The 21,989-nt window shown below is 61.9% G+C and carries 17 protein-coding genes; 9 read left to right on the forward strand and 8 right to left on the reverse strand.

Annotated features, from left to right (window positions below; all coding sequences use genetic code 11):
• Positions 1–12: 12 nt before the first annotated feature.
• The 6 genes from B5G16_RS09375 (at position 13) to B5G16_RS09400 (ending at position 6,312) form a co-directional block, all read left to right on the forward strand.
• The gene (locus B5G16_RS09375; RefSeq protein WP_087263482.1) at positions 13–813 is read left to right on the forward strand and encodes a hypothetical protein; all 801 of its coding nucleotides are present in this window, start codon (positions 13–15) and stop codon (positions 811–813) included.
• A gap of 4 nt (positions 814–817) precedes the next feature.
• Positions 818–2,263, forward strand: a complete 1,446-nt coding sequence (locus B5G16_RS09380) for a TrkH family potassium uptake protein (RefSeq protein WP_239406067.1) — start codon at positions 818–820, stop codon at positions 2,261–2,263.
• A 10-nt stretch (positions 2,264–2,273) separates the two neighbouring features.
• Positions 2,274–3,821 (forward strand): SPOR domain-containing protein, encoded by a 1,548-nt coding sequence (locus tag B5G16_RS09385; RefSeq protein ID WP_087263483.1) that lies wholly within the window; start codon positions 2,274–2,276, stop codon positions 3,819–3,821.
• A 51-nt stretch (positions 3,822–3,872) separates the two neighbouring features.
• Positions 3,873–4,343, forward strand: a complete 471-nt coding sequence (locus B5G16_RS09390) for an NfeD family protein (RefSeq protein ID WP_087263484.1) — start codon at positions 3,873–3,875, stop codon at positions 4,341–4,343.
• Between the two features lie 109 nt (positions 4,344–4,452).
• The gene (floA, locus tag B5G16_RS09395) at positions 4,453–5,424 is read left to right on the forward strand and encodes a flotillin-like protein FloA (RefSeq protein WP_204228073.1); all 972 of its coding nucleotides are present in this window, start codon (positions 4,453–4,455) and stop codon (positions 5,422–5,424) included.
• A 69-nt stretch (positions 5,425–5,493) separates the two neighbouring features.
• The gene (locus B5G16_RS09400; protein WP_087263513.1) at positions 5,494–6,312 is read left to right on the forward strand and encodes an alpha/beta hydrolase; all 819 of its coding nucleotides are present in this window, start codon (positions 5,494–5,496) and stop codon (positions 6,310–6,312) included.
• A gap of 167 nt (positions 6,313–6,479) precedes the next feature.
• On the opposite strand, the gene B5G16_RS09405 is transcribed toward B5G16_RS09400, so the two are convergent.
• A complete protein-coding gene (locus B5G16_RS09405; protein WP_087263486.1) occupies positions 6,480–7,907 on the reverse strand; it encodes a hypothetical protein in 1,428 nt (475 codons plus the stop codon).
• A gap of 146 nt (positions 7,908–8,053) precedes the next feature.
• On the opposite strand from B5G16_RS09405, the gene B5G16_RS09410 reads away from it, so the two are divergent.
• From B5G16_RS09410 to B5G16_RS09420, 3 genes are all read left to right on the forward strand, one after another.
• Positions 8,054–8,821, forward strand: coding sequence for a CDGSH iron-sulfur domain-containing protein (locus B5G16_RS09410; RefSeq protein ID WP_087263487.1), 768 nt, complete (start codon positions 8,054–8,056; stop codon positions 8,819–8,821).
• 97 nt (positions 8,822–8,918) lie between these two features.
• Positions 8,919–10,133 (forward strand): MFS transporter, encoded by a 1,215-nt coding sequence (locus tag B5G16_RS09415; protein WP_087263488.1) that lies wholly within the window; start codon positions 8,919–8,921, stop codon positions 10,131–10,133.
• A 57-nt stretch (positions 10,134–10,190) separates the two neighbouring features.
• Entirely contained in the window at positions 10,191–11,549 is a 1,359-nt protein-coding gene (locus B5G16_RS09420) for a fimbrillin family protein (RefSeq protein WP_087263489.1), read from the forward strand.
• Between the two features lie 113 nt (positions 11,550–11,662).
• Here B5G16_RS09420 and B5G16_RS09425 read toward each other — a convergent pair whose 3' ends face one another.
• The 7 genes from B5G16_RS09425 to B5G16_RS09455 form a co-directional block, all read right to left on the reverse strand.
• The gene (locus B5G16_RS09425) at positions 11,663–12,871 is read right to left on the reverse strand and encodes a homoserine dehydrogenase (protein WP_087263490.1); all 1,209 of its coding nucleotides are present in this window, start codon (positions 12,869–12,871) and stop codon (positions 11,663–11,665) included.
• A 33-nt stretch (positions 12,872–12,904) separates the two neighbouring features.
• Positions 12,905–13,921: a homoserine O-acetyltransferase family protein gene (locus B5G16_RS09430; protein WP_087263491.1), complete on the reverse strand. Its 1,017-nt coding sequence runs from the start codon at positions 13,919–13,921 to the stop codon at positions 12,905–12,907.
• 35 nt (positions 13,922–13,956) lie between these two features.
• Entirely contained in the window at positions 13,957–15,243 is a 1,287-nt protein-coding gene (locus B5G16_RS09435) for an O-acetylhomoserine aminocarboxypropyltransferase/cysteine synthase family protein (RefSeq protein WP_087263492.1), read from the reverse strand.
• Positions 15,244–15,613: 370 nt separating this feature from the next.
• The gene (locus B5G16_RS09440) at positions 15,614–16,195 is read right to left on the reverse strand and encodes a TetR/AcrR family transcriptional regulator (RefSeq protein ID WP_087263493.1); all 582 of its coding nucleotides are present in this window, start codon (positions 16,193–16,195) and stop codon (positions 15,614–15,616) included.
• The gene (locus B5G16_RS09445) at positions 16,195–17,571 is read right to left on the reverse strand and encodes a TolC family protein (protein ID WP_087263494.1); all 1,377 of its coding nucleotides are present in this window, start codon (positions 17,569–17,571) and stop codon (positions 16,195–16,197) included. The genes B5G16_RS09440 and B5G16_RS09445 overlap by 1 nt, the downstream gene beginning before the upstream one ends.
• Before the next feature lie 4 nt (positions 17,572–17,575).
• Positions 17,576–20,761 (reverse strand): efflux RND transporter permease subunit, encoded by a 3,186-nt coding sequence (locus tag B5G16_RS09450; protein ID WP_087263495.1) that lies wholly within the window; start codon positions 20,759–20,761, stop codon positions 17,576–17,578.
• Between the two features lie 3 nt (positions 20,762–20,764).
• The gene (locus tag B5G16_RS09455; protein WP_087263496.1) at positions 20,765–21,964 is read right to left on the reverse strand and encodes an efflux RND transporter periplasmic adaptor subunit; all 1,200 of its coding nucleotides are present in this window, start codon (positions 21,962–21,964) and stop codon (positions 20,765–20,767) included.
• Positions 21,965–21,989: the final 25 nt, after the last annotated feature.

A 21,989-nucleotide genomic window follows, 5' to 3' on the forward strand; every position in this document is an offset into this window, starting at 1 on the left:
ACGCTGTAAAGTATGACGGGTTTGCGTAAACGGGTGACGGTCGGATTTTTGAGCATCGTCTGCCTGCTGTTTTTTTCCGGAATGATCTCCCTGCTCGAACTGGGCCATTTGAGCCGCGATACGGGTGAAATCCTCAAGGCCAATGCGCGCAACATCGAGCTGGCCAAAGAGATGCTCGACGCCGCTCACGAACAGAATGTGGCGCTGATCCGTCTGTCGGTCTTCGGCGACCGCTCCGGAGACAGCCTCTGCCGCGTCTGCATGGACCGGCTGGAAAATACGCTGCTCGTGGCCCAGAACGAGGCTCTCGACAAGTCGTTCCTCGATTCGCTCGCCTTCGCGACCACAGAACTCCGCCTCGCCACGGACAACTACCTCGCCTTCGGCGACCTGCGCTCCTCCGACTCGCTCGCCGCGGCGCAGACCCCCCAACGCCCCGACTCGCTGGGCATCAAGTGGTACAACGAGGAGTACGACGCTCTCTACGGACGTCTTACGGCCGCCATCAAGAACTACATGACCTCCACGCAGAGCTCCCTGGCGCCGCGTGCCGAGCAGATGAAGAAAAACGCCTACCGCGCCGTGACGCCCGTGCTGATCTCCGTTGCCGTGATGATCGCCATCGTGCTGATGCTCTACTATTTCATGTCGATCTACTGCGTGTCGCCCGTCGTGCGCATGAACAAGAGCCTCGGCGACTGGCTCTCCTTCCGCACCCCCTTCAACGTGAAGGGCGACCTCAAGGACGAGGTCCTCGAACTCAAGGAGCGCATCGAAACGCTCATCAACCAGTCGAAACAACCCAAAGCCTGAAGCGATGCGCGTCGAAGTGGTCCTGCGATATGTCGGAGTCGTGATGCTGTTCATGGCGCTCTTCATGCTGATCTCCGCGGGGATCTCCTACGTGAGCGGCGTGGACTCGGCATTCTATCCCCTGCTGCTGTCGTCGCTGCTTACGGCCCTGCTGGGCGCCTTCCCGCTGATCTTCGTGGGGCGCTGCGAGCAGATCACCAACAAGGAGGGTTTCTGCATCGTCGTCGGGGCGTGGTTGGTGGCCTGCGTCGTGTCGATGTTCCCCTACCTGATCTGGGGCGGGGAGTTCACGCTGGTCAACGCCTGGTTCGAAAGCGTCTCGGGCCTTACGACAACCGGTTCGACGGTCCTGAATGACGTCGAGGCCCTGCCCCGCGGGTTGCAGTTCTGGCGTTTTGCGACGACCTGGATCGGCGGTATGGGCGTGGTGATGTTCGCCCTGGTCGTCCTCCCCTCGATGGGCCGCAGCAAGATGATGCTCTCCAACGTGGAGCTCTCGTCGATGGCCCGCGACAACTACCGCTACCGTTCGCAGATCACCCTCCAGATCCTGCTGGTGGTCTACGTCGGGCTGACCGTCCTGTCGACCGTGCTGCTCAAGATGGCCGGGATGAACTGGTTCGACGCCCTGTGCCACGCCATGTCGGCCTGCGCCACGAGCGGCTTCTCGACCAAGAATGCCAGCGTCGCCTACTTCAACAGCCCGGCCATCGATACGATTCTGATCTTTACGATGGCTGCGGCCGGTATCCATTTCGGGCTGATCTACGCTACGGTCACCGGGAAACGCAACAACATCTTCCGCTCGGAGGTCACGCGCTGGTATCTCGGAATACTGTTGGTCGGGGGGCTGCTCATCGCCATCAGCCTCTATGCCGCGGACCTCTACCCCACGCTCTCGGCCTCGTTCCGCCACGGCATGTTCCAGTTCGTCTCGGTGGTCTCCACCTCGGGGTTTGCCACGGCCGATTCGAACACCTGGACGCCGTTTGCGGTCATCATCCTGATCTTCGGGTCGATCGTCTGCGCCTGTGCGGGCTCCACGGCCGGCGGCATCAAGGTCAACCGCATGGTCCTGGCCGGAAAGATGATGAGCGCGCGCCTGAAACTCCAGCAGCATCCCAACGCCGTGATCCGCATCCGGCTGGACGGCGTCATTCAGGACAACGAGGTGCTGCACTCCGTGATGATCTACATCGTGGCCTATCTGATGTTTTTGCTGTTGGGGACGATTGCGGGGGCCTTGTTCGGCGTCGACCTGACGACCAGTTTCACCGGGTCGGTCGCTTCGATGGGCAACGTGGGACCGGGATTCGGCGAGGTCGGGTCGATGGACAACTGGTCGGCGATGCCGTCGGCTTTCAAAATGACGAATACGTTGCTGATGCTGCTGGGGCGTCTGGAGATTTTCGGTCTGATTCAGATCTTTTTGATTAAATGGTGGAGATAATCCGAAGCCTATGTTTCGCAGGAATTTCATATATGTGCTGGGTGCGCTCTTTCTGACGGCGGGCGGTCTGTTGGCCCAACAACCCCCGGTGGAGGCCCGCATTGCCGGTCTGGAGAACAACGAGGAGTATATGTCGCTGCTGCGGGAGGATGCCCGGCTGCAGGAGCGCGAGGATTCGATCGTGAATGCCGTGGCGGTCCTGCGCGAACGCCTGCGCGAGGATCCGGTGCAGCGTCAGCGCTATTCGCAGGAGATCCTGCAGCTCGAAAGCCGGATCTTCGAGATCCGCAACGCCAAGGGGCGTCTGATCGATCGGATCAACACCATCGAGCAGGAGTGGGTGCTGGCCAATCTCGACGGGGCGGTGCAGACTCCGGCGACTTCGGGCGACGGAGCCGTCGTGTCGATTCCCGACTCCGTGAAGGTCCGCAACCTGGTCGACAACCTCTATTTCCGCGAACACCTTGCCGAGGCGGACTATGCGGCATTGTGCAAGGCCCAGCGGCTGGAATCCGCCGCCCGGGATTATGCGGACCGCTATTTCGCCAACCATGCGACGCTGACCGAACTGGCCGAGTCGTACGCCGCGGTGCAGACCGAGGCCGAGGCGATGGAGATCTACGAGCGGCTGACGGCCCTGCAAGGGATCAACCGCCAGCTGGCCGACTCGCTCTCCGAGGTCTGGAACTACATCTTCGACAACAAGAACTACGCCTACGGCTATATCCTCGACGAACTCAACAGCGAGGAGATCCTCGCCCGTGAGGAGGAGGAACTCGCGCGTGCATCGCGCCAGCTCACCGGGTTGAGCGGCACGACGGCCTCGGATGCCGTGGCGGACTATTTCCTCCGCAAGCGCGTGATCGCCGACTATGAAGTCGCCGTGGCGGAGGTCCTGGGGCTGGATGCCGCACGCGATTCGCTGCGCGGGGCGGCCGAACAGCTCGCCGCCGTCGATTTCCGGCTCCCGCGGGTCGAGGTTGCCGAGCGCTACTTCCTCGACTACGACAGCGTGGCCTTCTCGTCGAAGCCCAAATACACGTATCAGAACCCGATCCCCGAGTGCAAGGTCTACGCCAACGGTACGATCTACCGGATCCTGCTCGGCACGTTCAACACCAAACGGGCCGCCGCGACCTTCCGCGGGGCCTACCCGCTCTTCTACCTGATCAACGCCGACGGCAAGTGGTGCTACTATACGGGCGGCTTCGCGTCGCTCGAAGAGGCCGAGGCGGCGCAGAAGATCCTCAAAGAGCACGGATTCCTGCGTCCCGAGATCGTGGTGTGGGTCGACGGCGCGGAGCGCAACCTCTCGCGCGATCCCGAGGCGATGAACGTCACCTACCGTGTGGAGATCACCGGTGCGGAGGCCCTGCCGGAGGCCGCGAAGCAGGTGATTGCCGAGACCGCCGCCGGGCATGAGCTCTCGCGCGTCGGGCAGCAGCTGTTCGTCGTCGCGGGATTCACCGAGCGGACGACGGCCGACCGCCTGGCCGAGGCGTTGCGCATGGCCGACGGGTCGCTCGAAATAAATGTCGTCGAAGTGACGAATCCCTGAAAAATTTTTCCTACCTTTAACTTCTGACCAAACCGCTCATCGGATCGCTTTATGGACCTCTTCTATATCGTATTGCTCGTTCTGCTCGGGCTGCTCTTCCTGGTGGCCGAACTCGTGCTGCTGCCCGGCGTCTCGGTCGGCGCCGTGCTGGCCATGGCCTCCTACGGCGGGGCGATCTACCTCGCCTTCCGCAATCTCGGAACCGTGCCCGGCATCCTCGTCATCGTCGTCATCCTCCTGTTGTCGCTCGTCGCGGTGGTCGTCTCCCTGCGTGCCAAGACCTGGCAGCGATTCTCCCTCAAACAGGAGATCCAGTCGTCGAGCATGCCCGTCATGCCCTCCGAGGAGCTCCGGATCGGCGACCGCGGCACGACTCTTTCGCGCCTCTCTCCGATGGGAAAGGTCGAAATCGGCGGACGGGTCTACGAGGCCAAATCCACGGGGACCTATGTCGACCCGAACCGGGAGGTCGAGGTCGTCGGATTCGAGAATTTCAGCGTCGTCGTCAAAACGGTCGGGTGAGAACCTGCGTCCCGCTTCCCTGCTACTGTCGCTTTTTCCTGTTGAAGCCCGATGCGGAGGGACCGGCGACAAAACTATCGGAAAATTGTCAAAATAAAATATCGGATTTATGGATTTACAGGTTGGAATGATCGCGCTGATCGTCTTCGTGAGCCTCTTCGCCATCTGGCTCGTCTTCTATTTCATCCCCGTGGGATTGTGGTTCTCGGCCCTGGTGTCGGGCGTAAGGATCAGCCTGCTGCAACTCGTGCTGATGCGCTGGCGCAAGGTCCCGCCTTCGATCATCGTCTCGTCGATGATCGAGAGCACGAAGGCCGGACTCAAACTCAATCCCAACGAACTCGAAGCCCACTATCTGGCGGGCGGAAACGTCACCAACGTGGTCCATGCCCTCGTTTCGGCGCAGAAGGCCAACATCCTGCTCGACTTCAAGATGGCCACGGCCATCGACCTGGCGGGCCGCGACGTCTTCGAGGCGGTGCAGATGTCCGTCAACCCGAAGGTGATCAACACGCCGCCGGTGGCCGCCGTGGCCAAAGACGGCATCCAGCTCATCGCCAAGGCCCGTGTGACGGTGCGCGCCAACATCAAGCAGCTGGTCGGCGGCGCCGGTGAGGAGACCGTGCTGGCGCGCGTCGGCGAGGGTATCGTCTCGTCGATCGGGTCGGCCGACTCGCACAAGATCGTGCTCGAAAATCCCGACTCCATCTCGCGCGTGGTGCTCGAAAAGGGACTCGACGCCGGGACGGCCTTCGAGATCCTCTCGATCGACATCGCCGACATCGACGTGGGCAAGAACATCGGCGCGCAGTTGCAGATGGACCAGGCGCAGGCCGACAAGAACATCGCCCAGGCCAAGGCCGAGGAGCGGCGTGCGATGGCCGTGGCTCTCGAACAGGAGAACAAGGCCAAGGCGCAGGATGCCCGCGCGAAGGTGATTCTGGCCGAAGCCGAGGTGCCGCTGGCCATGGCCGAGGCCTTCCGCAACGGAAATCTCGGCATCATGGACTACTACAAGATGAAGAACATCATGGCCGACACGCAGATGCGCGAGACCATCGCCAAACCCGAGAAAAAATAAAACCGGGTCGGGATATTTTCGGGGCGTTGCGAACGCCCCTTTTTTTGATTGTGGAAAATGGATGAGAAAATGAAGAAATTGCAGATTCTTGTACTCCTTCTGTTCCTGACCGTGACGGCGTCCGCCGCAAAGATTGATACGGCGGCGGTTTTCAGCCCGAAGATGCAGCGCGACATTCCGGTGGCGGTCGTCGTGCCCGACGGCGCCGAAGAGGGGCTGAAATACCCGGTGCTCTACCTGCTGCACGGTTACGGCGGTTCGCACCTCACGTGGCCCGGCATCTGCGACCTGCGGGCCCTGGCCGAGCGTCACGGCATGATCTTCGTCTGTCCCGACGGTGAGAACAGCTGGTATTGGGACAGTCCGCTCGATCCCCGCTCGCAGTTCGAGACCTTCGTGTCGCGGGAGCTGGTCGACTGGGTCGACGCGCACTACCCGACGCTGCCATGCCGTGAGGGACGCGCCATCACGGGGTTGAGCATGGGCGGTCACGGTGCGCTGTGGGTTGCCCTGCGCCACCGGGAGCGTTTCGGCGCCGCCGGCGCGACGGCCGGAGGGGTTGACATCCGTCCGTTCCCCGATTCGTGGGAGATGAAGAAGCAGCTGGGGCCGCGGGACGAGAATCCCGAACGGTGGGACGCCCACACGGTGATCGGGCAGGTCGACCGTCTGAACGACGGCGAGCTGGCATTGATTTTCGACTGCGGATACGGGGATTTCTTCTACGGCGTGAATACGGCCCTGCACGAGAAGTTGCTGGAACGCGGCATCGGGCACGATTTCCAGGTGAGGCCCGGGAAGCACAACGCCGCCTATTGGGCCGTTGCGCTCCCCTCGCAGCTGCTCTTCTTCGAGCGTTATTTCCGCACCTCGCGGGCGGAGGATTGACCCATCCGCCGCGGCGCGGACGTTTTCCCCGGGGCAGCGCGCGTTTCGCGTCGGGAGTTCCCGATCCCGGGGGCAGTCCGGCCGAAAGCCTCCGTTCCGGGCAGCGTGCCGAGGTCATGAAAAGGGGCGGTTCCGTCGGAACCGCCCCTTTTCGTATATCCGGTTGTTTATTCGCTCTTGACGCAGCGGACCGGAAGTCCGGTCGAGCGCCGCAGGGCGTAAGCGTTCTGCACCTCCTCGCTGCTGCCGTAGCGGAAATAGAGCGCCGAGGAGAGGTTGTCGGAGGTCTGGGCGTCGGCTGTCCAGTAGAGCCCGATCCAGGGCTGTGCCTCGTCGGCACGGGTGCCCTTCGGGTCGTAGCCGGCCACGTAGACATTCTGGAACTTCCCGTCGAGGTAGGTGCGGCGTCCGGCCCCCATGAAGAGCGACGATACGCCCTCTTTTTCCAGTGTGACGCTGTATTTCGTGTTCTCCCAGCCGAGGCTCTCCGCATCGGGCGTCAGGCCCTCGAAAGCCGCCGCAGGCGCTACGCGCCAGCCCGCCGGGCAGGGATCGTACAGGCTCTTCGTGCTGCCTGGGGCCGTCCAGAGCGTGGCCGAGTGGTCGCTCCACAGCCAGTCGTAGTCGGAATCCTCCACGCCGGTGATGAAGATATACGGATTGAGCTGCGCGTATTCCATCGTTCCGTTCGACGAGCTTGATGCCGCGGGCGTTGCCGTGATGCTCGTGTTGCTGCCGTTGTAGAGCGTTGCCGCCGAGCCGCTGGCGAAATTGTAGGTGCTCGGGCCGATGAACGGGTCCTTGCGCCCCCACTGGTAGTAGAGTCCGTAGGAGGCGAGGATGTCGTCGGTCGAGTCATTGCCCGCAGCCCGTGCGCCGAGGTTGCGGTCCATCATCGTGTAGCCGTTGAATATCTTCTGGTTCCCGGCAACCGAGGGATCGTAGTCCGCGACCCAGATGTGCCAGCTCCAAAGGAGCTTGCCGGCGGCGTCGTAGGCCCCGATCACGGCGTTGCCCGATTTGATTTTCGTGTCGTCGTCGCTGTCCGCACCCACGTAGAACGAGGCCTTTCCGTTTTTCAGCGACAGGTACTGGATCAGGCTCGACGGATTCTGCCAGATGAGTTCCACCGACACCGTGGCGAGCGTCGCGCCGTCGCTGCGGTGCTCGACATCGAGCAGGTAGTTCGTCTCTTTCTGGTTGACGATGTAGCTGTTGGCCCGCTCGGAGAACTCCTTCTGCTCGACCACCCCCACGAAGAGCGATGCCGAGCCCGTAGCTCCGCCTCCGCCCTTGCCGCTCAACACGATCGAACCGGTTTTGGCCTCGTCGTCGTCGAACGAGTCGGGGGGCGTCACCGTCACGGTGCATGCCACGGGATCCAGCACGATACCGTCCCATCCCGTCGGGGTGCTGGAAACGGAGAAACTGTTGAGATTCGAAGCCGTAAAATGGACCGTTACCGGTGCCGTGTCGCCGTCGGCGAAGAAGACGGCCGGAGTATCGAATGCGAGCGAACCCTTCACATCGTCGTCGCTGCACGAGAGAAAAAGGGCGGCGGCAAGAGCGCAGGTCCACCCGGCGAATCGTTTCATATTCATCGTGTATTTTCGAATTTCTGAATCCAAAATCGTTGCAAAGATACCAAAAAGCGGGATAATTTCCATGTTCGTCCCCGCGAATTTTGCATCCGGGAACAATTATTGTGTCTCTTTTTTAACGAATCATCAATCCGTATAGTATGCCGACACGAAAAATTGAGCCGGGAAGTCATCCGGCCGCAACAGGTTTCAGCATCACGGTGAGCGAAAAGGGTCCCTATCTGGTCTACGGGCGTCCGCCGCTGGCTGCGCAGTTCATCATGCCCGATGCGGAGAACGAAAGCTGGTATTTCCAGGAGGGGCGCCGCTTCTCGACGGAGGCCGAACCCACGGCCCTCTGCCGCTGCGGGGCGTCGAAACGCAAACCCTACTGCGACGGAACGCATGCCCGGACGGCCTGGGATCCCTCGCTCACGGCTCCCGACGAGGCGTTGCTCGATCAGGCGGAGGAGATCCGCGGCGAACGTATCGTGCTGACCGACAATGCGAAATATTGCACCTTTGCACGCTTCTGCCACCCGGCCGGGGATGTCTGGACCCTTACGGAACACTCCGACGATCCGGCCTCGCGCAAACTGGCCGTCCGTGAGGCGTCGATGTGCCCCGGCGGCCGTCTGACGGCCTGGGACCGCGAGACCGGAAAACCTTATGAATTCCGCTTCGAACCGAGTCTGGGGCTGATCGAGGATGAGGCGATCGGCAGCAGCGGCGGTTTGTGGGTCCGCGGCGGCATCCCGCTGCGGCGCGAGGACGGCCGCGTGTACGAGATCCGCAACCGCATGGTGCTCTGCCGCTGCGGGCAGTCGGCCAACAAACCCTACTGCGACGGAACCCACGCCGCCGTCAAGTGGCGCGACCGAATCGACGGACAGCCCGTCGGCGAAACCCTTCCCGAGGAGGTCTACTGATCGGCGGCAGACCCGGACGGTCCGCCCGGCAGTCGGCGACAGGTCCGGAGCCCGTTTCGGTACGACACTTGCAGGGTGTATGCCAAAATCTCCGCACATGAAAATCAAAACCGGAAAAGGCTTCATCTCGCTTCCCGTTCTGCTGGCCATCTGGTCCGTGTCGGCCATCGCGTCGCTCCCCGGACTGGCCATCTCCCCGATTCTGGGTGACCTGAACCGGGTCTTCCCGAAGGTCACCGACCTCGAAATCCAGATGCTCACGTCGCTCCCCTCGCTGCTCATTATCCCCTTCGTGCTGCTCTCCGGAAAGCTCTCCGAAGGGCGCGGCAAACTCAAAATCCTCGCCGCCGGACTTACGGTCTTCTTTCTGGCCGGCGTGGCGTGTCTCTTCCTGCGCAGCATCGTCGGACTGATCGTCGCCGGCTGCATCCTCGGTATCGGCGCCGGCATGGTCATCCCCCTCTCCACGGGACTCGTCGTCGAGTATTTCACGGGCGACTTCCGCGTCCGCCAGCTGGGGTACAGCTCGGCGATCAACAACCTCACGCTTGTGCTGGCAACCGCCCTGACGGGCTATCTGGCCAACGTCGACTGGCATCTCCCCTTTCTGGTGTATACCCTGCCGGGCATCTCGCTCGCGCTCTCCCTTTTCCTCCGCCGGCAGCCCTCCGACCCCGAACCCGCCCAGAGCATCCAGCTCCGATACAAGCGTATCGACACCCGCAAACTCGTCGGACTCATGCTCTTCTACTTCTTCATCACCTATGCCGTGCTGGCCATCGTCTATTACGCCGCGTTCCTTGTCGAGGCCTGCAAGATCCGCAGTTCGTTCTCCGGGGTGCTCATCTCGCTCTTCTTCCTGGCCATCATGCTCCCGGGGCTCTTCATCGACCGCATCATCCGGCGTCTGAAAGCCGACGTCAACCTCGTTTCGCTGCTCGCCGTCGCATTGGGACTGCTCTGCTTCGGGATCTTCCGCAGTGGCTGGCTCCTCGCCGTCGGGGCCCTGCTCGCCGGTGTCGGATATGGCGTGATGCAGCCCGTCATCTACGACAAGGCCGCGACCATCGCTCCGCCCCGCCCCGCGACGTTCGCCCTGTCGTGTGTCATGGCCATGAATTATCTCGCCGTGATGGTCTGCCCCTTCCTGATCGATCTCTTCCGCTATCCGTTCCATACGCACGGCGACCGCTTCCCCTTCATTTTCAATGCCGTATTGGTTTGTCTGCTTGCCGCCGTCACGTGGCGGCGACGCGGGAATTTCACCCTCGGGCTCGATGCGGCCTATTACAAAAGTGGATCGCCGACTTGAAAATCGGTCGAAAAGGTTTATTTTTGCGCCGGAAAGTCGCATAAAATAAACCGAAACATGAAATATTCATCCTTTTCAGGCATCGTTCTTCTGGCCGGAGGGCTCATGGTGGCATGTGCCAAGCAGGCGGCAACGCCGCGTCGTATTGAAATCGTTCCGAATATGCAGACCCGAGTGTCGGGCCTCTACTTCGAGTCGGGAGACCGGATCGGCCTGACCATTCGGAAGGGCTCCGAAACCTATGTCCAAAACTATCCGATGACCTACGACGGGGCGGTTTTTGCCGACGACAATCTCCTTTGGTACGACGACGTGCAGCAGACCGCCACGCTGACGGCCTGTTATCCCTATTCTCCGGAGGGGCTGCCCGAGGAGTTCGCGCTGTTGCAGGACCAGCGTGCGGGATACGAAGAGGCCGATCTGCTGGGGGCCGTCGTCCACGAGGTCTCCCCGTCGGGAACCCCGGTGGCGATGCTCTTCCGCCATCTGATGACCCGGCTCTCCATCATCATCGACAATGCGACCGCGGCGGCGGTGACGGAGGTCGCCATCGACGGGTTTGCAACCGTCGCCGACGTGGATCTTTCGGTTCCGACGGCCGTTGCGAAGCCCGGGGCCCTTCCGGCCCGGGTTCAGGCCTTCGAGGTCGAGCCCGGTCTCTCCTACCGGGCGATATTGGTTCCGCAGCAGGGCGATCTGACCGTTACGGTCTCGACCTCCGACGGTCGGACCGCATCCCGGACCGTCGCCGATGCCCTGCTCGAAAGCGGCAGGCGTTACGACCTCTCGGTGCGGATCGACGACAACGGTCTGGAACTCTCCCTGGCCGGCGAGATCGTCGATTGGGAGGAGGGCGGGTCGCTCGGCGGTTCCGGGAAACCCGATCTTCCGGATGAGCCGGAAAACCCCGACGAGGAAGCGCCGGATCTGGTCTACGAGGGGGTCGTCTACCCCACGCTCCGCATCGGCGGGCGGCTCTGGATGGCCGGGAATCTGCGCTGTCAACCCGCCTCGCTGACGCAGGAGGTCGATTACTGGTATCCCCAGTCGGGCCTCGGGGAGGAGACCGGGCAGGGTTTGTTGTATGCCTGTACGGCTGCGATGGGCGGCAAGACCGCGGACGGGACCCCCGTGCAGGGCATCTGTCCCGACGGTTGGCACATCCCCGATACGGAGGAGTTGTCGGCGCTGGCCGCCGATCCCGAGCGTCCGGACGATTTTTTGAAATGCGACGGATTCCGCATCGTCACCGCGTCGAGTCAACGCTACGGCGATTCGGAGACGGGGTATCTGATGGGCTGCGAACTCACCGGGACGGGCAAGTGCCGTTGTCTCTGTTATCAGACCGGGGCGGATCCCGTGGAAACGGAGGTTTCCGTCAATTACGGCATCACGGTCCGCTGTGTGCAGGATTGATCCCGGCTGCGCGGAGCCTTCCTTATGACAAACCCCGGATGGAAACACCTTCCATCCGGGGTTTGCGTGCTATTGCGCTGTTCCGGCCGGTTCTTCTCCGGACCGCCGGAGGATCAGTCGCGGTTCAGGAAGAAGATCGGAATGTTGGCCAGGAAGACATCCTTGCCCGAAAGCTGCGGACGCTTTTCAAGCAGCTCGCTCAACAGAATGTCGCCGATCACGTAGTTGCTCTCCTCGCTGATGAACTGTTCGTGGATCTTCGTAAAGTGCAGGATCTGCCGTACGTCGGTCTCCCGGTAGCGGGCGTAGATTTTCAGCGTGATGTCGGTCGTGTAGTCGGGCTTCTCGATGTAGTTCATCTTCTTGTACTCGTAGCGGTAGTTGTTCAGCCGCGCCATGATGTCGCTCAGGATCGACGAGGCCGTGGGCAGGCTCCCGGCGCCCTTGCCGAACATGAACTGACGGTCGTAGCACTCGCCGCGGATCACCACGCCGTTGTACTCGTCGTCGACGCTGTAAATGTACTTCGACGGCGTGACGAACTCCGGCATCACGAACATCGTGAAGTGCTCGTCGCTGACCTTGACGACCTGTGCCACGAGCTTGATCTTGACGTTCTTCTCGCGCGCGTAGCGGATGTCCGAGTCGTGGATCGTCGAAATGCCGTAGGTGAAGATCCGCTCCGGGGCGACGTAGGTCCCCAGGGCGTGCACGGTGATGATCACCAGCTTGAAGAGCGAGTCGTAGCCCTCGATGTCGAACGACGGGTCGCTTTCGGCGAATCCCAGCGCCTGGGCCTGTGCCAGCGCATTGGCGTAGGAGTCCTTGTGGTCGAAGACCCGCGAGAGGATATAGTTCGACGAGCCGTTCAGGATGCCCTTCACTTCGAGCAGCAGGTCGTTGTCGTAATACTCCTCGAGGTTGCGGATCACCGGGATCGAACCGCACGACGAGGCGTCGTACAACAGCGCCACGCCGCGTGTCTTCTGGATCTCGATCAGCTCCGGGAGGTGGTGGGCCAGCATCGTCTTGTTGCCCGAGACGACGGGGATTCCGCGCAGCATGGCGCGTTTGACGATGTCGTAGGCCGCCTGCGCGTTGTCGATCACCTCCACGACGAGGTTCACGTTCTGGTTGTCGAGGATCTCGTCCACCGACGTGGTGAACAACGACGGGTCGACCTCGATTTTGCGGGGCTTGTGCGGGTCGCGGACGCAGATCTTCACGATCTCGGCGTGGGCGTTCTTCGACTTGCGCACCACTTCGTAGATGCCCTGTCCGACGACGCCGAATCCGAACAGTCCGATTTTGATTTTAGTCATGGCTCTATGCGTTTGTTGTCTGTTTTCCGAAGGTTACCGCTCCGTCATGAACGGCAGGAGCAGGGCGTTGAGCTGTTCGTATTCGACGAGGAATCCGTCGTGGGCGAACGGCGAGTCGATTTCGCAATAGCGGCTTCCGGGGATCTGCCCGTGCAGGCGCCGCATCTCCGCGGGGGTGAAGATGATGTCGGTGGTGATTCCCACGACCAGCGTCCGGGCGCGGATCTTCCCGAGCGCCGCCTCCACGCCTCCGCGCCCGCGTCCCACGTCGTGGGTGTCGAAGGCGTCGAGGATCGCGTGGTACGAATAGGCGTTGTAGCGCCGGCAGAGCTTCTCGCCCTGATACCGCTGGTAGGTGCAGGCCCGGTGCAGGACGGGATTCTCCTCATGGTCCTGCTGCGTGAGGTTGTAGCCCTCGGGGCCGCGGTAGCTCAACAGCCCCAGGGCCCGGGCCGCCGCCAGCCCCTTCATGCCGGCATCGGGGCGCTCCTCGCCGAACGTCGCGTCGGCCTCGATGGCCATGCGCTGTGTTTCGTCGATGGCGATGTTCCAGGGCGAAGCTTTGGCGTCGGTGGCGATCAGCGCCAGACCCTCGATCCGTTCCGGCTCCATGACGGCCCACTCCACGGCCTGGAATCCGCCGACCGAACTCCCCACCAGCATCGCGATCCGCCCCACACCCAGCGCATCGGCCAGCAGACGATGCGCCCGCACGATGTCGCGGATCGTGAACTGCGGGAAGCTCCCGTACCACGGCCGTCCCGTTGCGGGGTTGACGTGCAGCGGTCCCGTCGTGCCGTAGTGCGAGCCGAGGATGTTGGCGCACACCACGAACCACCGCTCCGGGTCGAGAAACCGCCCCTTCTCGACCGTGTGGGGCCACCAGTCGGCGACCTCCGAATTGGCCGTCAGGGCGTGGCAGACCCACACCACGTTGTCGCGCGCGGCGTTCATCCGTCCGTAGGTGTGGTAGGCGATGCGCAGCTCCGGGAGAGTGTCTCCCGATTCCAGCGCGAAAGGCCCCGGGGCCAGATAGATCTGCGGTTCCATGGTGCGGTGTGTCTCTTGTTCTGTTTCTGCGGTCCCTATTCGACGTGTGTGAACGCCTGTTCGAAATCGTCGATCAGATCGTCGACGTTTTCCAGTCCGAGCGAGATGCGCAGCATCGTGGGCGTCACGCCCGCCGCCGCGAGATCCTCGTCGCTCAACTGCTTGTGGGTCGTCGAGGCCGGGTGGGTCACCACCGTGATCGAGTCGCCGATCATCGTCATGTTCGCGGCCAGGTGCAGCGACTCCACGAACCGCACGGTGCTTTCCAGCGTCCCTTCCAGTTCGATGGTGAAGATCGCCGAAGCTCCGAAACGGTAGTATTTGCGGGCGTTGTCGTGGCTCGGATGGGTGTCGAAGCCCACGTAGCTGACGTTCCGGACTTTGGGATGGCGGCGGCAGTATTCGGCCAGCTTCCGAGCCGATTCCACTTCATGCCTTACGCGCAGCGAGAGCGTTTCCAGCCCGATGAGCATCAGGTAGGAGTCGAACGGCGACGGCGCGCAGCCCAGGTCGCGCAGTCCGTCGACGCGGCATTTCACCACGAATGCCGCGTTTCCGAACGTCTCGTAGAGGTTCAGTCCGTGGTAGCCCTCCGAAGGGCCGTCGATCTGGGGGAACTTGCCGTTCGACCAGTCGTAGTTGCCGCCGTCGACGATCACGCCGCCGAGCGTCGTGCCGTGGCCGTTGATCCACTTCGTCGCGGAGTCCACGACGATGTTCGCACCCCACTCGAAGGGGTTGCACAGGTAGCCCGCGGCCCCGAACGTGTTGTCCACGACCAGCGGGACGTCCCGACGCCGGGCCACCTCGCCCAGCGCTTCCAGATCGGGCACCGTGCAGGTCGGGTTGCCCATGCTCTCGGCATAGATCATCCGCGTGCGGTCGTCGATCAGCGGTTCGAAATCCGCCGCCTGCTCGCTTGCAGCCATGCGGCAGTCGATACCCAGTCGCCGCAGGGTCGTGCGCAGCAGGTTGTGCGTCCCGCCGTAGAGGTAGGGCGAGACGACGATGTTGTCGCCCGCGGCGGCCAGCGAGAGCGTCGTTACGAGGATCGCCGACATCCCCGACGAGACGGCCAGCGCCCCGACGGCTCCGTACAGTGCGGCGATGCGCTCCTCGAAAGCCGCCGTCGTGGGGTTTTGCAGGCGGGTATAGATGTTTCCGGCTTCGCTCAAATCGAAAAGACGCGCCGCGTGGTCGCAGCTCCGGAAGCGGTAGGCCGCCGTGGGCCAGATCGCGATGCCGCGCGAGCCGGTCGGTTCGTCGGGATTGAGTCCGGCGTGGATCTGCCGGGTTTCGAATCGGTAATTTCGGGTCTCCATAAATCGGTATGCTTGCGTTTCTTTCCATCGGTCCCGCCCTCTCCGGGCGGGCCTTTCCTGTCATAAAAAAATCCGACTCCTCAGGAAGCCGGATCGTATCGTTGTCGTGCACGAAAAGATTACACCCGGCAAGTTCGGTTGCACATGACCATCATCATCATCATCCCGCAGGAGATCATGCCGGTGTTCATCCGATATGTGATCCGTGCATTCATGTTCCGAGATTTGTTCGTGCTCGACAGGTGCAAATATAGGAAAAGATTTCAAGAAATGCAAGATCTCCGGGCAAATCCCCCAAAGAAAAGCTCCGCACATTGCAATGTGCGGAGCTTTTCTTCATCCGTAGTTTCCGTTGCGGACTCTGGGGGCTTCACGGCCGGCGGTCGATCAGCTCGATACCCTGACGGGTCGCCGCTCCGCGCAGGATCGTCCGCCCGAAGAGGCTCAACTCCTCGCGCGAGGTGCCGTTCAACCGAAGATCCAGAAGCGTACCCATCAACTGCTCGGCGAAGGCCGCGGCGTCGATCTCCGGCAGGAGCAGCTCCTGTTTGCGGCACATGTCGAGCAGCATGGTCAGCTCCTTGTGCCAGAATCCCCGGTGTTCGTCGTAATGTTCCGCGAAGATCACCTTGCGGCGCAGGTCCGACAGGAAACTGTGGTCCACCCGATAGAGGTTTTCGATGTATTCGTTCATCAGCCGGACGGTCTTCTGCAACGGATTTCCGCTCCGCCGTTTCCGGCAGGCGACGATCTGCTCCTGCTGCTGGCGGCTCATGGCGTCAAGACAGGCGCTGATCAGGTCGTTCTTGTCGGTGAACATTTCGTAGAGGGTGCGTTTCGAGATGCCCAGCGTCTGCGCGATCTCATCCACCCGCACGGCACGGATGCCGTTTCGGGCGATGAACTCCTGCGTCGTGCGGATGATCTCTTCTCTGGTCGCTCCCCGTTTCATCACTTCTCCTCCCCGGTTGCGATGTCACGTCCTCCGCCGAGCGCCTGATAGAGGTTCACGACGCCCTGGATCTCGTCGAACTGGTCGGAGATCTGCGACAGTTGGGCCGAAAGCAGCGACTGCTGGGCCGTCAGGACTTCCAGATAGGTCGTCGTGCCGTGCTGCATGAGCAGCTCCGTGGCCTCGACCGCCCGTTCCAGCGCCTTGATCTGGGCAACCCGAAGGTCGGCCTTCGCACGGGCCGACTGGCTCTGCGTCAGGGCGTTGTTGACCTCCGCACCGGCGTTCAGCAGCGCCTGCTGGAAGGCCAGTTTCGACTCCTCCTGCTGGGCTTTGGCGATCTTCACCTGGGCCCGGTTGGCGTTGGCGTTGAAGATCGGTTGCAGGAGCGACCCGGCGGCCGTCCAGATCAGCTTGCCCGGGTTGATGATCCCCGCACCGCTGTTGTTCGTCCATCCGAGCGTACCGCTCAACGTGATCGACGGATAGAGTGCCGACCGGGCGCTGGACGTCGCGTAGTAGGCCTGCATGAGCGAGTATTCGGCCTGACGGATGTCGGGGCGGTTCGAAAGCATCTGCAACGGAATGCCGACGGCCAGCGTCTCGGGCATGTGCTGCGCCGCGAGCTCCCCGCGTGCGATCGTGTGCGGGGCCTCGCCCAGCAGCGAGCAGAGGCTGTTCTCGGTCTGCGTGCGCTGGTAGGCCAGGTCGTGCAGCGATGCCTCGATCGAGAGCGTGTTGGCCTCGTACTGGGCCACGGCGGCCTCGTTCGTCAGTCCGGCATCCTTCATGGCGCGCATCATCTCGACGCTCTGACGCCATTTGGCCGCCGTCTCCTCCGTTACGCCGTATTGGCTGTCGAGCATCAGCAGCGTGTAGTAGAGGTTCGCCACGCTGGCGATGAGCTGCGTCTTCACGGCCTGTTCGTACTCCTGGCTTTGCAGGTAGAGCGCCTTGGCCTTGCGTTTGGCGTTCGTCAGTCCGTTGAAGATGTCGATCTGCCAGCTGGCCGTTACCGGGACGGTGTAGGTCTTCGTCGGTGTCGCGCCGTTGAAACTGCTCAACGAACCCTGCGGCGCGAAGTTGAACGACGGCAGGTAGGCCAGACGCGCCGATTTGAGCGTCGCCTCGGCCTCCTTGACGCGCCATCCGGCCGATTGCAGGTCGGTGTTGTTCGTCAGCGCCTGTTCGATGAGCGCCTGCAACTGGGGGTCGGAGAACATCTCCTGCCAGCTGATGTCGCCCAGCGTCGTCGTATCGGCCGTTTCGGCCGTGCCGTACAATCCGTCGGTCTTCACCTCCGGGCGAGTGTAGGGCTTGTAGATGCCGCAGCCCGTCATGGCGGCTGCAGCAAGTATGATGATGGTTTTTCTCATGGTGTTACTCCTCCTCTTTCTCGTTTTTAACCTCTTCCACTTCAGCGCGTACGGCCCACTGCGGATCGGTGTCGAATTCGATCGGTTTGAACTTCTCCTGCAGCGTCTGGAAGGCGATGAACAGGCCCGGTACAAGGAACAGCAGGGCCAGCGTTCCGACGATCATACCGCCGACGACGCCCGTACCGAGGGTCGAGTTTCCGTTGGCGCCCGCACCCGTCGAGAACATCAGCGGAAGCATACCGAAGACACACGTGAGCACTGTCATCAGGATCGGGCGGAGACGCACCTTGGCGGCCGAGACGGCGGCCTGCGCGAGGCTCATGCCCGCACGGCGGCGGTCGCCGGCGTACTCCGTAATCAGGATGGCCGTCTTCGACAGCAGGCCGATCTGCATGATGATACCCGTCTGGAGGTAGATGTTGTTCTCCATGCCCATCGCCTTGGCCAGCAGGAAGGCACCCATCAGACCGCACGGCACGGCGAGAATCACGGCGAATGGTACGAAGAAACTCTCGTAGAGGGCGCAGAGGATCAGGTAGATCAGCAGGATACAGATGCCGAAGATGATGATCGAGTTGCTGCCCGTTGCATTCTCCTCGCGGGTCAGGCTGTCGAAGTCGTATCCGTAGCCACGCGGCAGCACTTCGGCGGCGGTCTCCTTGATGGCCTTGATGGCGTCACCCGACGAGTAGCCGTCGTTCGACGAACCCGTCACGGCAATCGAGTTGTAGAGGTTGAAGCGGTTCAGCACGTCCGAGCCGTAGGTCTTGGTCAGCGTGACGAACTGGCTTACGGGGGCCATCTCGCCGCTGTTCGTGCGCACGAAGACGTTGTTGAGCGACTCCATGTCGAGGCGGTACTTCTCGTCGGCCTGCACGATCACGCGATAGACCTTCGAGAAACGGTTCAGGTACGATACGTACTGGCCGCCGTAGTAACCCGAGATGGTCGAGAGGATCGTCGTGGGCGACACGCCGGCCCGCTTGGCCTTGGCCGGGTCGATGTCTACGATATACTGCGGGAAGCGCGGGCTGAACGACGAGTAGGCCATGGCGATCTCCGGGCGCTGGTTCAGGGCGCCGATATATTGCTGGGCCACTTGGAAGAAGTCGTCGATCGAGCCGTCGGCACGGTCCTGCAGGTGCATCGAGAAGCCGTTCGTCGCACCGTAGCCCGAGATCATCGGCGGGGCGATAGCGAGGATCTGCGCATCCTTGATGTCGGCCGTGCGGGCGTAGACCTGGCGGATGATCGCGTTCACGTTATCCTCCTTGTCGGGACGCTCCGACCAGTCTTTCAGTCGGATCAGCGCCATACCGTAGGAGGTGCCCTGGCCCGAGATCAGACCGTAGCCGGCCGTCGTCATCAGGTTCTTGATCTGCGGAATGCCATTCAGACGGTCGTAGACCTGCTCCATGATCTCGTTCGTCTCGGCCAGTGTCGAGCCCGGGGCCGTCGACACGTTGATCATGATGACGCCCTGATCCTCGTCGGGAACCAAACCCGACTTGGTGGTATTCATCAGTAAGACTAACGCGGCGAGACCGAGGCACAGCGTCGACCACATCAGCCACTTGTGCTTGATGAAGAGCAGCACGGCGTGCTTGTACTTGTTGAGCATCGCCCCGAATGCGGTGTTGAAGGCCTTGCGGAAACGGGCGGCGAAGTTGTCCTTCATCTCCCCGTTCTCATCGAGGTAGGGCTTCAGGATCAGCGCGCAGAGGGCCGGCGACAGCGTCAAGGCGTTGATGGCCGAAATACCTACGGCCACGGCCATCGTGACACCGAACTGGGTGTAGAACGTTCCCGACGTACCGCCCATCATCGCCACGGGGATGAACACCGCCATGAAGACCAGCGTCGAGGTGATGATGGCCGACGTGATGCCCGACATGGCGTCGATCGTGGCCATGTAGGAGGACTTGTACCCGGCGTCGAAGCGGGCCTGGACCGCCTCGACGACGATGATGGCGTCGTCGACGACCGTACCGATCGCAAGCACCAGGGCGAAGAGCGTCAGCAGGTTGATCGTGAAGCCGGCCACCGAAAGGAAGGCAAACGTACCGATCAGCGAAACGAGAATCGACACCGTGGGGATGAGGGTCGAGCGGATATCCTGCAGGAAGACGTAGACCACAAGTATCACGAGGATGATGGCCTCGATCAGCGTCTTGATTACCTCGTTGATCGAGGCGAAGAGGAAGTCGTTGACGCTCATCATGTCCACGATCTCCACCCCTTTCGGGAGGTCCTTGCGGGCCTCGTCGAGCAGGGCGTCGATGTCCTCGACGATGGCTGTGGCGTTCGTGCCGGCTGTCTGGAAGACCATGGTCGTCACGCCCGGGTGGCCGTTCACGCGGCCCTCGAAGGAGTAGGACTCCTGGCCCAGCTCGATTTCGGCCACATCCTTGAGCCGCAGCACTGTACCGTCCTCGTTAGAGAGAATAACCAGGTTGCCGAACTCCTCGGGGGTGTTCCAGCGGCCGCGGTACTTCATCTCATACTGGTAGACATTCTCCGAGTCGGCACCCAGCGAACCCGTGGCGGCCTCGATGTTCTGCTCGGCGAGGATGGACGTGATGTCGCTGGGCATCAGCTTGTATTGGGCCATCACGTCGGGCTTCAGCCAGATGCGGATCGAGTAGTCGGCGCCCATTGCGAAGGCCTCGCCGACGCCCTGGATACGCTTGAGCTCGGGCTCGATGTTGATTTTCGCGTAGTTCGACAGGAAGGTTTGGTCGTAGGTATCGTCGGGGCTGACGAGGGCGAAGACCTTCAGCATGGAGGACTGGCGCTTCATCGTCGTGATACCGATCGAGGTCACCTCGCCCGGGAGCATACCGGTAGCCGTTGATACCTTGTTCTGGACGTTCACGGCCGCCATGTCGGGGTCGGTGCCCTGTTTGAAATAGATGTTCAGCGAGGCGCTTCCGGATGCGGACGAAGAGGTGATGTAGTCCATGTTCTCCACGCCGTTGATGGCCTGTTCGAGCGGGATGGTCACCGATTTCTGCACCGTCTCGGCGCTCGCACCCGGGTAGGATGCGCGCACCATGACCGTCGGGGGCGCGATGCTCGGGTATTGCTCCACGGGCAGCGTTACCAGACCAATGATACCGGCGATTACGATGATAATGGAGATGACCGACGCCAATACGGGTCGTTCAATGAAATGTCTGAGTGTCATGGATTATTCCTCCTTTGTGGTTTGGTTTTGAGCGGCATCGGAAGCTTCGTTCCCGGGTTTGTCGTCAGCTGCGGGTGCGGCCTCGTCGGCGTTGGCTGCGGCCTGGCCTTTGGGTACGATGGGCGTACCTTCACGCATGCGGCTTACACCCTCGGTGATTATCACATCGCCCGGAACGAGGCCCGAGGTGACGATATACTCCTTGCCGTTGGAGATCTTCTCCACGCCGATCATGGTCGACGACGCCTTGCCGTCCACCAGCTTATAGACGAATATCTTGTCCTGGAGTTCGAACGTGGCAGACTGCGGAACGACGATGCAGTTCTTGAAGGCGCTGGTCAGGACGACATTGCCCACACCGCCGCTGTGCAGCAGTCCGTTGGGGTTGGGGAATGCCGCACGCAGCGAAACGCTGCCCGTCGAGGTGTCGATCACACCGCTGATCGACTCCACGCGACCCGACTGGTCGTACATCGAGCCGTCGTTGAGCAGCAGCTGCACGTCGGGCATGTTCTTGAGCGTTTCGGCGATCGAGCCGTAGCGGCGTGCGAGGTTGAGCAGCTGGTTCTCGGTCATCGAGAAGTAGACGTACATGGTCGAGTTGTCCGAGACGGTGGTCAGCGGCTGCGGCATCGAGGCGCTCACCAGTGCACCCACACGGTAGGGAAGCGTTCCCACGACGCCGTCCGACGGAGCCTTGACAACCGTATAGGAGAGGTTGTTGGCGGCATTGACCTGCTGTGCCTGGGCCTGTGCGAGCTGTGCTTTGGCCGTCAGCAGGTTGTTCTCGGCCGTGGAGAGGTCGTACTGCGAAACGACGTTGCGGGCGAAAAGTTCTTTTTTGCTGTCATAGGTCAGTTGGGCCGTGGCGACGCTGGCTTCGGCAGCGGCGACATTGGCTTCGGCGGTTTGCAAAGCGGCCTTGTAGGGCACCTGGTCGATGATGAACAGCGTCTGTCCTTTCGACACGCGCTGACCCTCGTTGACGCAGAGCTGCCAGATCGTTCCCGACACCTGCGGGTAGATGTCGATGTCCTGACGTCCGCGGATCGTGGCCGAGTAGTTCGTCGGGATTTCCCGGTTGGTCGTGGCGACGGTCTGCACGGCGTATTCGCCGGGGCCCATTGCCGTAGGGGCCTGTCCGCATGCGACGGCAGCCAGGCAGCATGCCCAAACGGCCGCTTTCATGATTGTTTGCTTCATAACTTTCCTTTTCTTTTATACTAAA

Source organism: Alistipes sp. An66 (assembly GCF_002161445.1).
GTDB lineage: Bacteria > Bacteroidota > Bacteroidia > Bacteroidales > Rikenellaceae > Alistipes > Alistipes cottocaccae.

Excerpts from the sequence above, each read along its gene's own strand:
- B5G16_RS09375 (WP_087263482.1), top strand. The coding sequence starts at position 13 with ATGACGGGTTTGCGTAAACGGGTGACGGTCGGATTTTTGAGCATCGTC.
- B5G16_RS09380 (WP_239406067.1), top strand. The coding sequence starts at position 818 with ATGCGCGTCGAAGTGGTCCTGCGATATGTCGGAGTCGTGATGCTGTTC.
- B5G16_RS09385 (WP_087263483.1), top strand. The coding sequence starts at position 2,274 with ATGTTTCGCAGGAATTTCATATATGTGCTGGGTGCGCTCTTTCTGACG.
- B5G16_RS09390 (WP_087263484.1), top strand. The coding sequence starts at position 3,873 with ATGGACCTCTTCTATATCGTATTGCTCGTTCTGCTCGGGCTGCTCTTC.
- floA (WP_204228073.1), top strand. The coding sequence starts at position 4,453 with ATGGATTTACAGGTTGGAATGATCGCGCTGATCGTCTTCGTGAGCCTC.
- B5G16_RS09400 (WP_087263513.1), top strand. The coding sequence starts at position 5,494 with ATGAAGAAATTGCAGATTCTTGTACTCCTTCTGTTCCTGACCGTGACG.
- B5G16_RS09405 (WP_087263486.1), bottom strand. The coding sequence starts at position 7,907 with ATGAAACGATTCGCCGGGTGGACCTGCGCTCTTGCCGCCGCCCTTTTT.
- B5G16_RS09410 (WP_087263487.1), top strand. The coding sequence starts at position 8,054 with ATGCCGACACGAAAAATTGAGCCGGGAAGTCATCCGGCCGCAACAGGT.
- B5G16_RS09415 (WP_087263488.1), top strand. The coding sequence starts at position 8,919 with ATGAAAATCAAAACCGGAAAAGGCTTCATCTCGCTTCCCGTTCTGCTG.
- B5G16_RS09420 (WP_087263489.1), top strand. The coding sequence starts at position 10,191 with ATGAAATATTCATCCTTTTCAGGCATCGTTCTTCTGGCCGGAGGGCTC.
- B5G16_RS09425 (WP_087263490.1), bottom strand. The coding sequence starts at position 12,871 with ATGACTAAAATCAAAATCGGACTGTTCGGATTCGGCGTCGTCGGACAG.
- B5G16_RS09430 (WP_087263491.1), bottom strand. The coding sequence starts at position 13,921 with ATGGAACCGCAGATCTATCTGGCCCCGGGGCCTTTCGCGCTGGAATCG.
- B5G16_RS09435 (WP_087263492.1), bottom strand. The coding sequence starts at position 15,243 with ATGGAGACCCGAAATTACCGATTCGAAACCCGGCAGATCCACGCCGGA.
- B5G16_RS09440 (WP_087263493.1), bottom strand. The coding sequence starts at position 16,195 with ATGAAACGGGGAGCGACCAGAGAAGAGATCATCCGCACGACGCAGGAG.
- B5G16_RS09445 (WP_087263494.1), bottom strand. The coding sequence starts at position 17,571 with ATGAGAAAAACCATCATCATACTTGCTGCAGCCGCCATGACGGGCTGC.
- B5G16_RS09450 (WP_087263495.1), bottom strand. The coding sequence starts at position 20,761 with ATGACACTCAGACATTTCATTGAACGACCCGTATTGGCGTCGGTCATC.
- B5G16_RS09455 (WP_087263496.1), bottom strand. The coding sequence starts at position 21,964 with ATGAAGCAAACAATCATGAAAGCGGCCGTTTGGGCATGCTGCCTGGCT.